A 14,822-nucleotide genomic window follows, 5' to 3' on the forward strand; every position below is an offset into this window, starting at 1 on the left:
AGTGTCCGACCGCCCGGGCTTTAAGGATAACGGATGCGGTACGGTTCTCAGAATTGGAACGGTGTGGGTCGGGGACGCACAGTTGTAGATGCCGAACTCGGAGGCCCAGACACCTATTTTTTGCCCTCCTCCTCCGGTCATTCGGTTTCCCAATCGGGGCGACTGGTCGGTGTCGGAACTACCGCTACGGAGTCCCGCAGCTCGGACTCCTGCACCCACGGTCGGCACCGGTCGTGTAACTCGAAGAGGCGAAATTCGTTGAGGTGAACCCAGCTATACGACGCTGTATCATCGTTTTCCCGCTCACGCACTGCGTCGATGAGGTCCTCTTTCGAAACCCCTACTCCGTTCTTTCGCGCGGTTGCAGACAGCGATTCGAGTTCGTCGTCTTTCTCGTCGTCCGTGAGCTCGTCGCTGTAGTAAACCGACATCGCGGCGGCGACGACGTCGGCTTTCCCGTCGAAGTTCTCGCCGGTCATCCAGCAGTAGTCGCGGGGAAGTACGTACGACTTGTCGAAGTACGGCGTTTCGCTGATCTTCCCGAGTTCGGTCACCTCACCCCCTGCGTCCTGCTCGTAGACGCCGACGACGTAGTCGGCGTACGCGGCCAAGAGGTGGAACCGTATCCGGAACTCGGGAAGTCGGTCGAGTCCGATTTCCCGGAGGTCACCCATGACGAACGCGTACGCGCCGAGTCGCCTGTTGAGTTCGTTCTCGACGGTTCTGAGTCGGCGGACGTACGGGTCTCGATAGCTTCCGAGGACGAAGTACGTCGTTTCCGGCGTCTGGAGATGGGATAGCTCTTCGTTTGCGAACCCGAGAATCGCGGCGGTCTCGTGAGGTTCGAGTTCGAGACCGTGGAGTGTTTCGTCTACGGCGGTCTCGATTTCATCCGCGTTCGGGGGTGTCGATGGACCCGCCATCGGGTCTCGACTCGCACCGGACCGATTTATATTTTTCCGACTAATTCGGGTATTTCATAGAAAACCAGATTGGTTGTCCCAAAGTATTATCTCCCGTCTGCCCGAAGTGTCTCGCATGAGCGATAGCTCGTCGGCCAGTAACACCGGGCCGTTCGAGGAGCAACGGCGAATCTTCGACCTGCTCTCGCAGGAGACGCGCCACCTCATCATCCAGTTCGTGCTCGGACACCCGGAACACCTCGTGTCGCTCGACGAGCTGGACTACATGATTCCGAAGAGCAAAGCCGCAATCGGCGACCAGCTCGACAATCTCATCGAGGCGGGAATTTTGGACCTGTATCGCTACGAGCCGAGCGAGGACAAGCGGGACCTGCCTTCGAAGTTCTACGGACTCACCGAGCGCGGTGTCGAGATTCTCTACGAATACAAGTACCTTCGCGGCGTGCCAGTCGCGCGAGGACTGTACGAGAACACCCGCAAGTCGGAGCAAATCGAGCGACACGAGAACGCACCACGGCCCGAACTCCCCGACGCGGTTCGAGAGGCCCTCTCGATGGAATAGAACACCGAACCCCGATTAGTCTCCCGTCACGGGGTCCCGCGCCCAGAACTCGCTTCCCTTCTTCAGCTTCGGCACCCACGTATCGTCCGTTTTCGACAGCAACGCCACCCGCGAGACGGGCACCTCCTTCAGGTACTCGTGGTCGGGCATGTGTTCCCGGACGCGCTCGGCGAACGCCACCACGTCCTCGTGGTCGAGCATCGAGGACCGTTCGACTCTGTCGCGCGACTCGCCGACGTGCATGTAGGACTTGAGTTCCACGAAGTCGGGGTCGGCGCGCTCGTAGAACCCCGCGTACCAGTCGGGGTTCTCGACGTTCTGACCGCCGACGAGCGTGGTTCGGAGGACGGTTCGCGTCTCGTCTTTCTCGGCGAGCACGTCCATCGTTTCGACCAGTTTCTCCCACGCGTCGTCCTCCATCGCCTTGACCACCTCGTCGAAGGTGTGGCGTTCGGGGGCGTCGACGCTGACGTAGAGCTGGGTCGGGTCACACTCCCGAATCACGTCGGGCCGGGTGCCGTTGCTCACGAGGAAGGTGGTGATGTCGCGGTCGTGGAACGCCTCGATGAGCTCGGGGAGATAGGGGTAGAGGGTCGGCTCGCCGTCGAGGCTGATGGCGACGTGGCGGGGTTCCATGCTCTCTTCGAACGCCTCGCGGGGCACCTCGTCGTTGCCTCCGAACCCCGAGAGGAGCTTCTTCTGGAGGCGGATCGAGGCGTCGACGACCGCCTCGGGGTCGTCCCACTCGACGTCCCCGAGTTCGTAGGCGTGACCCGCGTGGTCGCGCCAGCAGAACACACAGCGCTCGTTGCACTTGACCACGGGCGTCATCTGGATACAGCGGTGGGACTCGATGCCGTAGAAGATATTCTTGTAGCATTTCCCCTCCCCGCGAAGGGCGTTGGCGGTCCACCCGCAGGTCTGGGCGGCGGTGTGGTTCTCGCTGTGGTACTCCGGGGAGTCCACCTGTTTGGGCCCGTCCGATTCGCTCATTACCGGTTGGATGTCGTCCAACCCTAAAACGTTCTTTCTTCTCCGACCGTCCGGCCGCCCGCTCGCGCCTCCTCGGTGTGGAGCAACGCTTTTGTACGCCACCACGTCTACTGAGACGTGATGGCACTTCACACGCGAGGTCGGATTCTCCGGGTCGACCTCACCGAGGAGTCCGTCGAGAGCGTCGCGGTGCCCGAAGCGTGGTTGCACCGCTACGTCGGTGGCAAGGGGTTGGGTGCCCGCTACCTCTACGAGGAACTCGACGCGGGGACCGACCCGCTGGGACCCGACAACGTCCTCATGTTCCTCCTCGGCCCGGTCTCGGGACTGCTCCCGGGCGAGTCGCGCTACGCCGCGGTCACGAAGTCGCCGCTGACCGGCGGCTTCCTCGACTCGTACGCTGGCGGGCGGTTCCCCGAGACGCTGGCGGGCGCGCTGTCGGACCACGTCGGCGTCCTCGTCACGGGGGCGGCGTCCTCGCCGGTCAGGCTGGTCGTCGCCGACGACGACGCGACCCTCGAACCGGCGACGACGTGGGGCGAGGACGCCGCGGCGACCGCGGAGGCGTTCCCGGACGCGGCGACCGCGTGCATCGGCCCGGCGGGCGAACACCGGGTGGCGTACGCGACCATCGCCTCGGACGGCGGCGAGCACCACGCGGGTCGCGGCGGGGCGGGCGCGGTCATGGGCGCGAAGCGACTGAAGGCGGTCGTCGCCCGCGGCGACCCGCCGACCGGACTCGACGAACTCCGCGAGGAGTACGCCGACCGCTACCGCGACGGCGACACGGGCCAGTGGTTGCGGTCGAGCGGGACGGTCGAGACGGTCGACTTCGCCGACGCGGTCGGCGCGCTCTCGACCCGCGGGTGGCAGGAGACGACGTTCGAGGGGGCCGGAGACGTGGGCATCGACGCGGTCCGGTCCAGTAGCCTCGAACGCGACTACGAGGGCGACGACGAGCGCGGCTTCCGGGTCGAGACCGACGCGGGCGAGACGATTCCGCGCGGCGCGACCGCCATGTCGCTGGGCGCTGGCCTCGGAATCGACGAGTTCGACGCGGTCGCCGCCATCGGCGAGACCTGCAACCGACTGGGGCTCGACCTCATCAGCGCCGGGAACGCGGTCGCGTGGGCCATCCGCGCCAACGAGGAGGGCCTGATAGACCGGGCGTTCGACTTCGGCGACCCGGCGGGCGCACGCGAACTGCTCACGGAGATCGCGCGCCGCGAGACCGACCTCGGCGACGCGCTGGCCGACGGCGTCGACGCCGTCGGCCAGCGCTACGACGGCGACGACCTCGTCCCGACGGTCAAGGCGATGGAGTTGCCCGCCTACGACCCCCGAGGGGCCCAGAGCATGGCGCTGGCGTACGCGACGAGCGACCGGGGGGCGTGTCACCGCCGGGCCCGGACCGTCGAGCGCGAGGTGTTCGACGGCGGCTGGACGCCCCGTCGGGCGGCCCGGGCGGTCGCCGACGAGCAGGACCAGCGGTCGGTGCTGTGGTGTCTCGTCGTCGACGACTTCGTCGGCGACGTGTTCGAGGACCTCGGCGCGGCGTGGCTGGACGCGGTCGGTCTCGAGACCGCAGGCGACCTCGAAACGGTCGGCGAACGCATCTGGACGCTGACCCGGCTCTTCAACGTCCGGGAGGGGGTCTCGCGCGCCGACGACGAGCTCCCCCCCGCGCTCGCGGAAGCGCCGGACGGGCCGGGGTCGGGCATCGACCCCGACCGCTTCGACGCGATGCTCGACGCCTACTACGCCGAGCGCGGGTGGGGTCCCGACGGGCGACCGCTGCGCGAGACGGTCGAACGGCTCGGCCTCGACGAGGCCGTCGACGACGAGACGCGACTCGCGACCACACAGCCATGACAGACAGCATCGACTTGGACGAGATGGACGTCGAGTCCGAGGAGGTATCGAGCGCGAACAGGGGCGACTGGCTCTGGCGCGGCGAGGGCGACCCCGACGACGAACCCGACGACGGCTGGTTCGACCGCGGCGGCGACGCCGCCGCGGTCGACCACGATACCGGGACGGGAGACGACGCCGACGCCGACCTCGACGCCGACCTCGACGCCGAAACCCGAGATAGCGACCCCCTTCCGGGCGTCCCGCGGGAGAACGCAGACCGACCGGTCGGGATTCCAATCGAGAGCGGCGGGGCTGGCGGCGCGCCAGCCGCCGAGCGCGGGGGCGAGGCCGACCCGGCCGAGTCCGGGCCGGACGCGGAGTCCGGCCCGAACTCAGCCGCGGAGTCCGGCGTGGACCCCGATTCGGGTCCCGACGCGGCTCCCGGCCGGGAAGGCTCGGCCGCGAGCGGGCCCCACGGCGGCGGCGTCGACGACATGACGATGGCGCTTTCGTTCGCCGCCGCCCGCCGACTCGACGACCCCCGGTTCGCGGTGGTCGACGCGAGGGCGTGGACCGACTGGATCGGCATCGTCGGCGACGTTCCGGCCCACCGCATCAACGCCTTTCAGCGCGAGCACGGCATCGACGCCGACTTCTTCAGTGGTGCCGGACAGGGACCGGCCGACCGGCTCGCCGACATCGACGAACACTCGATGTTCTACGCCGAGCGGATGGTCCTCGTGGGCGTCGACGGCGAGCAGCCCATCGCCGAGGCGGCCGACTGGGAGTTCGTTCGCGTCGAGGACGCCGCGGAGAAGGCCGACTGGGAGCTGTCGGACGGAGCGTGAGGGCCATCGTCCCAAACCTTTAGATACGTGTTATCTAATACCATATCCATGGGACTCAAATCGGCCCTCGACCAGGCGTGGTACGTGACCCTGCCGGTGCTCGTCTTCCTGGGATGGACCGTCTTGCAGATGTTCGCGGTGTACGACTGGATATCGGTGTCCGAAGCGTTCTCGGCGGGCGCGAGGGGAACGTTCGTCGGGCCGTCGGTCGCGTCGGGCGTCGCCGGTCTCCTCGTCATGGGGGCCGTCGGGCTCCTGTTCGTGTTGCTGTACACCGAACTCGGGGAGACGACGCCCGGACCGTCGGCCTGGCCCCCCGAAGAATGACGCAGTTCGAGTGCGAGGAATGCGGGCAGTTGACCCGGCTCCCGCCGGGGGACCGCCCGTCGGTCAGGATGGCGTGTCCGGTCTGTGGCGAGGAGACGACGTGGTCGCGCGCCTTCGAGGGCGAGGGGGTGTCGTTTTGACCGACGAACTGACGTTCGAGGTCGACGACCGACTCCGGGCGGCCGCCGAGGAGTGGAGCGAGGCCCGCCTCACCGACTTCGAGACCGCGCTGGAGACCAAGGTCGAACAGGCGCTGCTGGAGATCGAACATCTCGTCTCGGACGCCACCGACGTGTCGTTCGAGGTCGAGGACGCGACCGTCCGCCACCGGCCGAGCGACGGCCTCGCGGCGTTCCTCGCCGACCAGTCGGCGGCGACCGGCCTCGACGAGAGCGAGATACTGAAGCTCCACGTCGGCCTGTTCGCGCGGGTGTTCCTGGAGGACGACGCGAAGCGCCCGCCGAACGCGCCGCCGACCGACGACGGCTGACCGTCACAGCAACGGGAACGCCCGCCCCTTCCGTGGCGGGACGTAGAAGTTCGCGCGCGACTGCACCGTGATGAACTCGAGCAGTCCGTTGTTCTTCCGGTCGGTGACCTGCGAGTTCTCGTCGCGGAGATACCAGCCGTTCATCGCCCGCCGAGTCCGCCGGAAGTCGGCGATGTCGCGCTGTAGCGACAGGAAGTGGACGCCAGCCTGCCCGCCGTCGACCGTGTTGAAGTCCCGCCGCAGCACCAGCGGTTCGCCGTCCTTCCGGGCGCGGGCGACCTTCTCGTGGTGGCCGACCACGCCGTGTTCCTGGGCGTGTTCGCGGGCCGCGTCGGCGAACGGCACGTCGGTCCCGAACGACTCGACGTCTTCGGGGGTCACGTCGGGCGAGAACATGTGGGTGACCCTGTCGGCGGCGTCGAAGTCGGTCCACCACCGGTCGAGGTCCTCGGTCAGGTGGCTCAGGTGCATGGTGGTCCCCCCGTCGAAGGTGCCCCCGTCGATTCGCACGCGCTGTTCGCTGGCCTGTGTCCGCTTCCTGCCGGAGAAGAAGCCGGTGAACATCGGGTCGTCGGCCGAGAGCGCGTCGGCGGGGACTCCCTCCACGTCGGCGTGTTCCCGGGGGAGGCCCGCACCCATGAACCCGGTCCGGCGTCCCGCGACGGAGAACACCGCCCCGAGGCGGTGTTCGACCGACGCGTCGCCGAGTCGCTCGCTCGACCCGAACATCGCGTTCTCGACCCTCGTGAGGTTCGAGGCGGTGTCGCTCGACAGGACGAGCGCCGCGTCGTAGGACTGGAGGTCGGGGTCGTCGGTCCGCGAGAGGACGGTCGGGCGCTCTATCGGCGACTTCTCGATGGCGTCGATGCGCTCGAAGTAGTCGGTCCCCCACGCCAGCGCGTGAAAGAGGCCGTCGGGTGCCCACTCGAAGGCGGCTTCGAGCGTGCGCATGGCGCGCTCGACCGTGCGCGCGGCGTCGTTCGACGGCTCGGCGTCGAGCGACAGCAGGAGCACCCGCCGATACTGCGGTTGGATGTCGTTCCCGTCGCCGTCGGTTCTGAGCGCGTCGGTCTGGCCGAACTGCGTCTCCGGTAGCGAGTCGGCGTGCGGGTTGGCCGCCAGACCCCGAACGCCCTCCCCGGCCGACGGGTCGAGGAGGCGACTGCAGCCCGCGAGTCCGACCGTCCCGGACAGCACCGCCAGCCGTTCGAGCACCGCCCGCCGGGTGGTCATGGCTACGCACTAACGCACCGACGACCAAAAACACATCCCCCGTCGTTCGGGCCGTCGGCGGCGAACTATCCCGATTCAGATAGTTCCCGCGTCGGGGATAGCGGGGAGAGGTTTCTTGATGATTGGCGTGCAAACGGTGTGCAATGGCGCTCGGCGGGATTCCACCGGTCGCGCACGCGGGACCGAACCTGCCGCTACCCACGGCGCTCGCCGTCCCGATACTCGCGGTGGGACTGGTGGTGGTCCTCGCGGTGGCGTACGACGCCTACCGGGTGTACGGCGAGCGCACGACGGAGTCCGACACCGACCATGTCTGAACGAACCATCGCGACGGCACCGACGCTGCTCGGGTATCTCCGGAGGGCCGTCTACGCCCTCGCCTCGCTGCTCGCGCTCGCCCTGCTGGTCGTTGGGACCATCGCGGTCATCGCCGAACTCAAGGGGACCTGGCACTGGTCCATCCACCTCGAATCCACCATCAGTTACGTCGGCGTGTTCGTCGGCTGGCTCCTGGTGGTGCTGGTCCCGCTGACGGGCGCGCTCTTCGCGGGGAGGGTCCTGTATGAGTAGGCGGGCCCGCGTGCTCTCGTTGCTCGGGGTCGTCCCGCTCGTCGGCCTCCTCGCGCTCGTCGTCGGCGTGGGAACCGTCGCCCTCTACGCCGAATCGCGGAAGAACTGGACGGCGTACTTCCTGATGGAGCGGGCCATGGTCGTGGGTGCCGAGGTCGTCGTCCCGCTCGTCGCGGTCGCGCTCGTGGGTTCGCTCGTCCTCGTGTTCGTCGCACCCCGGTTCGACCGGTGAGCGACGCCTCGGGCGGAGCGAGTCGGCAGGACGCCCGGCGGGCGTCCTGCCACCGAAGCTTTATCACATCGGTCTCCGTACTCGATGTTAGCTCATGTCACACCAAGACAGCGGCTGGCGACCGAAAGGCGTCGAGACCTACGACGGGTTCGACGTGTACGACCACGGGGTCTGGCCGAACGAACTCAACAAGGGCGAGGTAGACGGCGAGCTGACACTCCGCAAGGAGTGACGGTGCCGTCGCGTCCCGAGCGACGCGCCGCGTCGCTCGGGACGCGCGATAGCGGTTCTTCTCGGCGATAGCGGTTCTTCTCGCCGATAGCCGTTCTCCCTGCAACTGGGCGCTCGCCCGCGAGAGCGCGGCGTGGGCGATTCGGTCACCCCGGGACCATCTGTGCGACCAGTTCGTCCTCGAAGGTGACGAGTCCCCCGAACGCGAGGCTGGCCGCGAGGAACAGCCCCGGGTCGGCCTTCTCGCGCACGTCGTCGACGAACGCGTCGGCCCACTCCAGCAGGTGCTCGTCGAGGAACACCCGCTCGAAGCCGAACGCCTCCTCCTCGCCGCGTCGCTGTCGGTCGACGAGGTGTCGCAGGAACGCGAGTTCCACCGCGACGAAGTCGGCCTCCTCGGGGTACTCCTCCGGGGGCTCCCAGCCGACCGCGGCGTAGCTCTCCTCGACGGCCACCAGTCCGTCGCCGATGAAGTCGGTGTCCTCGCGGTAGTACGTCTCGTGGGGGAGCACCGGGGGTCGCGGGCCGACGAACAGCCGGGTGTACTCGCGTTCGAGTTCGTCGCGGACGTCGGCCACGTCCTCGCCCCGGTTGCGCTCGATCCACGACTCCAGCATCGCGAACCCCTCGTCCATCTCGGGGGTCACCGACTCCTCCGGGAGTTCGACCTCCCCCTCGATCAGGTCGGCGACGAACGCCTCGGTGGGCGCGTCCCAGAACGCTTCGATGAGGAAGTCGATCAGTTCGAGCCGTGCCGTGTAGATTGCTTCGTCGTTCATCGTGCCCGCCCTCCTTCGAACAGCAGTGCCGTGCGACAGTCGCCGCAGTACTCGAAGATGCTGTGGTCCGAGGCCGGTGCGATTCCCTCCACGAGGTCGCCGACCTCCGCCTCGATCTTGGTCGCGGTCCCGGCGCTCGCGAACGGCTTGCCACAGCGGACGCATTCGAGCATCTCGCCGTCGTGGACGCGCGACCACGCCGGGTCCTCGCCCGCCCGGTTCTCGGGGAGCAACGAGAGGTCGAGGCCGTCGCGCATCGTTATCGCGGTCTCGGGACACCCCTCCTCGCAGAGGCCGCAGTTGACACAGCGCTCGTGGTTGAATTCGAGGTCTGCGTCGTCGGTCCGCCGGATGGCGTCGGTCGGACACAGCGTCGAACAGGTCGGCGTGAGGTTGCAGGCGTCTGCGACCTCCATCCTGCCGAAGTCCTTCAGGCCGCGGACGACCTCCCGCTCGGGGTCGACGTGGTCGAGGATGCGACGGACGCTTTCGAGCGTCCAGTCGTGACTGTTGAACGCCCGAGCGTCGTCGTCGCGAGCGCCGCCCTCGGCCTCGTACCCGTCGCTCGGGACCGGCGACTCCGCGACGGTCTCGACCGCGAACCGGGAGAGGTCCTCGACGAACGCGCCGGGGTCGTCGGCCTCGGGGGCGAAGAAGCCGACGCGCTCGCCCAGCCCAAGGTCCCGCGTCGCCCTGCCGAGTCGGTCGACGAGTTCGGCCTTCGGCTCGGGCCCCGAGTGGACGCAGTCGCCGCCACAGCCGACGATGGCGACCCCGTCGGCACCGGCGGCGAGCGCGTGCATTACGTGGGCCTCGCCGACCGTGTCGGTGCAGTTCACGCCGACCGGGAGTATCGGGGGGTACGCCAGTTCCTCCTCGCGCGCGCGTCGCCCGTACGCGCGGAGTCGTTCGCGGGCGCGCTCCGAGCAGACGAACGCGACGATCTCGGTGTCGAGCGCGGTGTCCGACCGCCACGGGAGCCATCCGCCGTCGTCGTCTTCGGCGGTCAGAAGCGCCTCGACCTCCCGGGCTATCCGCTCGTTCGACGGTTCGCGCAGCTTCGTCGCGCCGGTCGGACACGCGCTCGTGCACGCACCGCAGTTCTGACACGAGACCGGGTCGAACGAGACCTCGTCGACGGCCGGGCGGTCGACGGCTCCGTGGGGGCAGGCGTCGACGCAGGCGGTACAGCCCTGCTGGCTCGACGCTCCGGCGGCACACACCTCCATCTCGAGGTCGAGGAAGTCGGGCTTCTCGATGCCGCCGAGGTTCGACACCACCGCCGAGACGGTGGCGGCGTCGACCGGGCCCGTGTAGAACCCCAGCTGGCCGCCGCGGGCGGGCGCGGTTCCGTCGGGGTGGACTACCTGGTCGAACTCGAGGGCCCTCGTGACGCCGTCGAGGTCGATGGCGTCTGTCGGGCAGACCTCGACCCACTCGCCGTCGGGCGCGTCGGGGTCGATATCGACGGGCTCGGCCGTCACCATCCCCTCGGGCCCCTCGGCGACGCAGTCCATGCAGGAGATGCACTCGTCGGTGACGCGGGCCTCGACGGTCACCTCGAACTCGCCGTACTCGCCCGACACGTCCACGACGCGGCCGCGTTCGACGGTCACGTCGCCGAGGTCCTCCGCGCCCTCGAAGTCCCGGCCGTCGGCCAGCAGCGTCACGTCGGCCGACTCGGCGAGCGAGCTCGCGACCGCCGGGTCGCCGACGACCGCGACGGTCTCGCCCGCCTCGCGCGAGACGGTTCGGGAGACCGCCTCCTCCCGGCGACCGGCCGCCGTCGCGTTTATCATTCGCGCGGTCTTCTCGGTCGCGGCGTCGGCGTCGTGGACCCACGCGCACTCCTCGCGGTGGTTGACGAACTCCGCGGCCTCCGGGTGGAGACCCGTCTCCCCGACGAAGTCCCGAATCCGGTCGCGACACGACCTGTCGGGCGCGGTGACTATCAGCTCGTCGAGTTCGTACTCGTCGACCACCGCCGACATCGCGTCGAGGCCGTCCTGACAGAGCAGTTCCGAACTCGCCACCACGTCGACGTCGCGGACGCCGTCTCTGACGCCGTCGAGGTCCACCTCACACGACCCGCCACAGGAGCAGACGAAGGCACCGACGTTCATCGGTCGTGCTTGGTGTTATCACCCCTAAAACGTTTGCCCCGATTCGAGGCCCGGGCGACCCCTTCGGCGGGTCACCGAGGCCCCTCCGGTCGGCGCACCCCTCCGGTGGGTCGCGTCGGCTACGTGTCCACCGGGGTGGCTCGCGCGGCCGTGGTCTTGAACGCCGCGATGAGTTCGCGGCCCTCCTCGATGTCGAGTCGGTCGACGCTTTCGGTCGTCACGACCGCCCGAATCGTCACGCCGTCTGCGACCTCGACGGTCACGGTGGCTATCGTGTCGTCGACCGCGAGGTCGCTGACGACACCCGGAATCCGGTTCCGGAGGCTGGTGTGGTCGGCCCACGGTGACCGCGGGCTCATCAGCACGACGGCGTCGGCTCGGACGGCGATTTCGACCTCCTCGGCGGTCGTGGAGAGGCGGGCCGACACGTCCCCGGCGGCCGTCCGAACGGTCGCCAGTTGGCCGTCCCGGTCGGTGACGGTCCCGGAGATGACCGACTCGGGGACCGTCGTCACGCCCGAGAGTTCGATCCGCAATCGCTCGAAGCGCTGGATGAGGTCGCGGGCGTCGTCGGTCAGTTGCGTCCCGCCCCCGTCCTTGCCGCCTCGGACGCGCCTCGTCAGCGGGCCGACGGCCGCTTCGAGTTCGACCACGCGTCGCTGCAGATGCGGATACGAGCGGCCGAGTTCGTTCGCGGCTCCGTACATCGAGCCGTGCTCGTCGATACCGCGCAGCATCTCGACGTCGCGGCTGGTGACGGTCGTCTCACCGATGGCGAGGCGGGGTTCGAAGTCTTTCGTGAGGGTCATCGATGGTCTGAGTGGGTCGAGTGATTCGAGTGGGTCGAGCGGTTCGAGGTGGTCGGACGGTACGTCCTCGGTCAGTACACTAACTCCCCGGAGATAAACGTTCGAGTTCGTTCGTCCGACGGGTCCTCGAAGACGACCTCCGCCGGGCCGACCTCCGTGATGCCCTCGTCGAGCAACACCGCGACGCGGTCGGCGACGCGCTCGGCCTGATGCATGTCGTGGGTCGCGACGACCACGCCGATTCCCCGGTTCCGGGCCTCCTCGATGGCCTCCTCGATGACCGCGGTGTTCCGCGGGTCGAGGTCCGACGTGGGCTCGTCGAGTAGCAGGACGTCCGGGTCGTAGGCGACCGCGCGCGCGAACGAGACTCGCTGGGCTTCGCCCCCCGACAGCGAGTCGGCGTGCTGGTCCGCCTTGTCGGTCAACCCCACGATGTCGAGGGACTCGCGGACGGCGTCGGCGGTGCCGTTCGACCGACCGAGCGACCGGAGTCGGCTCCGGACCCGGTCGGACCACGACCGCCGGACCCGCAGCCCGTATTCGACGTTCCGGGCGACCGAGCCGTCGAAGAGGCTCGCCTCCTGAAAGACCATCCCCACGCGTCGCCGCAGCGAGAGGCGGTCGGCTCCGTCGACGGCCCAAGCGTCGGTGCCGTCGAGCGCGACGGTCCCCTCGTCGGGTTCGAGCGAGAGCGCGAGGATGCCCAAGAGCGTCGATTTCCCGACGCCCGACGGGCCGATGACCGCGACGACCTCGCCAGCGTCGACTTCGATGGACAGGTCGCGGAACACCGGCTCGGTTCCGTAGGACTGTGAGACGCCGGTCGCTCGGAGCATCAGGGTTGCACCCCCCGGTCCCCGAGGCGGACGACGACGGCGTTGACCGTCAGCACCAGCACGACTAGGAGCGCTCCGAGCAGCATCGCGGTGTCGTACTGGCCCTGCCGGGCTTCGAGCTGGATGGCGGTCGTCAGCGTCCGCGTCTTCGAGATTCCGTCGGCGCTCGTGATGTTGCCGCCCACGATGAGGACGGAGCCGACCTCGCTGATGGCGCGCCCGAACCCCGCCAGAATCGCCGTCGCGATTCCGTACCGGGCCTCCTTGACGACGACCAGCGCCACGTCGAGGCGCGTGCCCCCGAGGGCGCGCGCCGCGTCGCGGACGTTCTCGGTCACGCCGGTGACCGAGGCGAGGGTGATGGCCGTAATCGGCGGCGTCGCGAGCACGAACTGGGACATGATCATCGCCTCTCTGGTGAACACCAGGTCCAGCGGTCCGAGCGGCCCCTGATTCGAGACGGCGAACAGCACGAGGAGGCCGACGACCACGCTGGGAAACCCCATCCCCGTGTTGATGACCGACTTCACGAACTGCTTGCCGGGGAAGTCGGCGAACCCCATCACGAGCGCGACGGGGACGCTGAACAGCGTGCTCAGCGTGACGGCGACGAGGCTCACGTACAGCGAGACGTAGACGATACTCGAAACGTACCCGTCCCTGAACGGGAGGTCGACGAGGCCCGCCAGCAGGTGTGATAGCTCGGGGTGCATGCTCACTCGTCCGAGGAGTCGCTACTCCATCCCTTCGGGACGTACTGTTGGAAGTCGGGGTCTTCGGAGACGGCCTCGGGGAAGAACAGTTGTTCCCCGTTCATCTCGTAGTCCGAGATGGCGTCTTGGGCCCCGGGGCTGGTGATCCACCCGATGTAGGCCATCGCGAGGTCGTAGTTGGCGTCCTCGTGGACTCCGGGGTTGACCGCCATGATGCCGTACGGGTTCGAGAGCATCTCGGGGCCGTCCTCGATGGGGCCCTGCACTAGAATGGTGAGGTCGAGGTCCGAGCGCTGGGAGATGAACGTCCCGCGGTCCGAGAGGGTGTAGGCGTCCTGTTGGGTGGCGTTGTTCAGCGCCTCGCCCATCCCGGTGCCGGTCTCCTGATACCAGTCGCCGCCCGGTTCGGTCTCGGCGGCCTCCCAGATGTCGAGCTCCTTGGTGTGGGTTCCGGACTCGTCGCCCCGCGAGACGAACGTTGCCTCCGCGTCGGCGATGGTCTGGAACGCCTCGGTCGCAGAATCCATCCCCTCGATTCCCGCCGGGTCGCTCTCGGGGCCGACCACGACGAAGTCGTTGAACATGAGGTCCCTGCGGTTGATTCCGTAGCCGTTCCGCATGAACTCGTCTTCGAGTCCGCGGGCGTGGACCATCACCACGTCGGCGTCGCCGTTGCGAGCCGATTCGAGGGCCGCACCCGTCCCCTGTGCGACCGCGTCGACGGTCACGTCGTACATCTCCTCGAAGTCGCCGTGAATCTCGCCGAGCAGTCCCGTGTCGTAGGTGCTCGTGGTCGTCGTGAGCGTGAGCTCCTCGCCAGCCACGCCCGCCCCCTCGTCCTCGCCCGTTCCCTCGTCCTCGCTCCCCCCGACGATCCCCTGTGTCCGGGCACATCCGGCCGTGGTCGCCAGCGCTCCCGCGCCGATAGCAGTGAGGAACCGCCGCCGTTGTATCGACATGTGAATACCGTCGGACTGACACCAAATATACCTTCCGCCGCCCGAGTAACCGGTCTCAGTTACCCTATCGCTCGTCGAAACGGATGGTGTCTACGTTCGGAATGACCTCATAGTGTCTCGGAGTAGTGACTTCTCCGGACGCGTGGTCCGTAGAGATACTTAGATAAAACCGGTTACATCATCTCGGACCCAGCCGCTCTGTGTCCCCCGATTCGCATATAATTTCTCTCCAAGCGAGCTTGAACATTACCGGGCCTTTGATAAGGACTCCCCAGAATTATTATGGCAGTTGGTATCGCGTAACACGATACGATAGGCGGAATGGACGGAAAACTGATAA

The 14,822-nt window shown here is 67.9% G+C and carries 19 protein-coding genes; 10 read left to right on the top strand and 9 right to left on the bottom strand.

Features of this window, described 5'->3' with window-relative positions; all coding sequences use genetic code 11:
- Positions 1-137: 137 nt before the first annotated feature.
- Positions 138-923: a DUF8170 family protein gene (locus tag NGM10_RS09130; RefSeq protein ID WP_497007310.1), complete on the bottom strand. Its 786-nt coding sequence runs from the start codon at positions 921-923 to the stop codon at positions 138-140.
- A gap of 115 nt (positions 924-1,038) precedes the next feature.
- Between NGM10_RS09130 and NGM10_RS09135 the strand changes: the two genes are divergently transcribed.
- The gene (locus NGM10_RS09135) at positions 1,039-1,485 is read left to right on the top strand and encodes an ArsR family transcriptional regulator (RefSeq protein ID WP_253477572.1); all 447 of its coding nucleotides are present in this window, start codon (positions 1,039-1,041) and stop codon (positions 1,483-1,485) included.
- Between the two features lie 15 nt (positions 1,486-1,500).
- Here NGM10_RS09135 and twy1 read toward each other — a convergent pair whose 3' ends face one another.
- Positions 1,501-2,478, bottom strand: a complete 978-nt coding sequence (gene twy1, locus NGM10_RS09140) for a 4-demethylwyosine synthase TYW1 (protein WP_253477575.1) — start codon at positions 2,476-2,478, stop codon at positions 1,501-1,503.
- Positions 2,479-2,598: 120 nt separating this feature from the next.
- On the opposite strand from twy1, the gene NGM10_RS09145 reads away from it, so the two are divergent.
- From NGM10_RS09145 to NGM10_RS09165, 5 genes are read left to right on the top strand one after another with little or no spacing between them, the layout of a single operon-like run.
- Entirely contained in the window at positions 2,599-4,350 is a 1,752-nt protein-coding gene (locus NGM10_RS09145) for an aldehyde ferredoxin oxidoreductase family protein (RefSeq protein WP_368408621.1), read from the top strand.
- Positions 4,347-5,180 carry a DUF7124 domain-containing protein gene (locus tag NGM10_RS09150; protein ID WP_253477581.1) on the top strand — a complete coding sequence of 278 codons (834 nt, stop codon included), beginning with the start codon at positions 4,347-4,349 and terminating at the stop codon, positions 5,178-5,180. Before NGM10_RS09145 ends, NGM10_RS09150 begins: the two co-directional genes overlap by 4 nt.
- Positions 5,181-5,228: 48 nt before the next feature.
- Positions 5,229-5,507: a hypothetical protein gene (locus NGM10_RS09155; RefSeq protein ID WP_253477584.1), complete on the top strand. Its 279-nt coding sequence runs from the start codon at positions 5,229-5,231 to the stop codon at positions 5,505-5,507.
- On the top strand, positions 5,504-5,647 hold the full coding sequence (locus tag NGM10_RS09160; RefSeq protein ID WP_253477587.1) for a hypothetical protein: 144 nt from the start codon (positions 5,504-5,506) through the stop codon (positions 5,645-5,647). Before NGM10_RS09155 ends, NGM10_RS09160 begins: the two co-directional genes overlap by 4 nt.
- Positions 5,644-5,997 carry a hypothetical protein gene (locus tag NGM10_RS09165; RefSeq protein WP_253477590.1) on the top strand — a complete coding sequence of 118 codons (354 nt, stop codon included), beginning with the start codon at positions 5,644-5,646 and terminating at the stop codon, positions 5,995-5,997. Before NGM10_RS09160 ends, NGM10_RS09165 begins: the two co-directional genes overlap by 4 nt.
- Positions 5,998-6,000: 3 nt before the next feature.
- Here the strand turns inward: NGM10_RS09165 and NGM10_RS09170 are convergent, their stop codons facing one another.
- Positions 6,001-7,230 carry a DUF7405 family protein gene (locus NGM10_RS09170; RefSeq protein ID WP_253477595.1) on the bottom strand — a complete coding sequence of 410 codons (1,230 nt, stop codon included), beginning with the start codon at positions 7,228-7,230 and terminating at the stop codon, positions 6,001-6,003.
- A 143-nt stretch (positions 7,231-7,373) separates the two neighbouring features.
- Between NGM10_RS09170 and NGM10_RS09175 the strand changes: the two genes are divergently transcribed.
- The 4 genes from NGM10_RS09175 to NGM10_RS09190 all read left to right on the top strand — a co-directional run bounded on the left by NGM10_RS09175 (position 7,374) and on the right by NGM10_RS09190 (position 8,264).
- A complete protein-coding gene (locus NGM10_RS09175) occupies positions 7,374-7,547 on the top strand; it encodes a hypothetical protein (RefSeq protein ID WP_253477599.1) in 174 nt (57 codons plus the stop codon).
- Complete coding sequence (locus tag NGM10_RS09180; RefSeq protein ID WP_253477603.1) at positions 7,540-7,800, top strand: hypothetical protein; 261 nt, start codon at positions 7,540-7,542, stop codon at positions 7,798-7,800. The genes NGM10_RS09175 and NGM10_RS09180 overlap by 8 nt, the downstream gene beginning before the upstream one ends.
- Complete coding sequence (locus NGM10_RS09185) at positions 7,793-8,032, top strand: hypothetical protein (RefSeq protein WP_253477607.1); 240 nt, start codon at positions 7,793-7,795, stop codon at positions 8,030-8,032. The genes NGM10_RS09180 and NGM10_RS09185 overlap by 8 nt, the downstream gene beginning before the upstream one ends.
- Before the next feature lie 94 nt (positions 8,033-8,126).
- A complete protein-coding gene (locus tag NGM10_RS09190; RefSeq protein ID WP_253477609.1) occupies positions 8,127-8,264 on the top strand; it encodes a hypothetical protein in 138 nt (45 codons plus the stop codon).
- A gap of 145 nt (positions 8,265-8,409) precedes the next feature.
- Here the strand turns inward: NGM10_RS09190 and NGM10_RS09195 are convergent, their stop codons facing one another.
- The 6 genes from NGM10_RS09195 to NGM10_RS09220 form a co-directional block, all read right to left on the bottom strand.
- On the bottom strand, positions 8,410-9,042 hold the full coding sequence (locus NGM10_RS09195) for a TorD/DmsD family molecular chaperone (RefSeq protein WP_253477612.1): 633 nt from the start codon (positions 9,040-9,042) through the stop codon (positions 8,410-8,412).
- On the bottom strand, positions 9,039-11,165 hold the full coding sequence (locus NGM10_RS09200) for a hydrogenase iron-sulfur subunit (RefSeq protein ID WP_253477615.1): 2,127 nt from the start codon (positions 11,163-11,165) through the stop codon (positions 9,039-9,041). The genes NGM10_RS09195 and NGM10_RS09200 overlap by 4 nt, the downstream gene beginning before the upstream one ends.
- Before the next feature lie 119 nt (positions 11,166-11,284).
- Positions 11,285-11,974, bottom strand: a complete 690-nt coding sequence (locus NGM10_RS09205) for a TOBE domain-containing protein (protein ID WP_253477620.1) — start codon at positions 11,972-11,974, stop codon at positions 11,285-11,287.
- A 71-nt stretch (positions 11,975-12,045) separates the two neighbouring features.
- The gene (locus NGM10_RS09210) at positions 12,046-12,810 is read right to left on the bottom strand and encodes an amino acid ABC transporter ATP-binding protein (protein WP_253477624.1); all 765 of its coding nucleotides are present in this window, start codon (positions 12,808-12,810) and stop codon (positions 12,046-12,048) included.
- The gene (locus NGM10_RS09215; protein WP_253477627.1) at positions 12,810-13,523 is read right to left on the bottom strand and encodes an ABC transporter permease; all 714 of its coding nucleotides are present in this window, start codon (positions 13,521-13,523) and stop codon (positions 12,810-12,812) included. Before NGM10_RS09215 ends, NGM10_RS09210 begins: the two co-directional genes overlap by 1 nt.
- A gap of 2 nt (positions 13,524-13,525) precedes the next feature.
- Positions 13,526-14,482, bottom strand: coding sequence for an ABC transporter substrate-binding protein (locus NGM10_RS09220; RefSeq protein ID WP_253477630.1), 957 nt, complete (start codon positions 14,480-14,482; stop codon positions 13,526-13,528).
- Positions 14,483-14,822: the final 340 nt, after the last annotated feature.

This window comes from Halorussus salilacus (genome assembly GCF_024138125.1).
In the GTDB taxonomy this organism is placed as follows: Archaea; Halobacteriota; Halobacteria; order Halobacteriales; family Haladaptataceae; genus Halorussus; species Halorussus salilacus.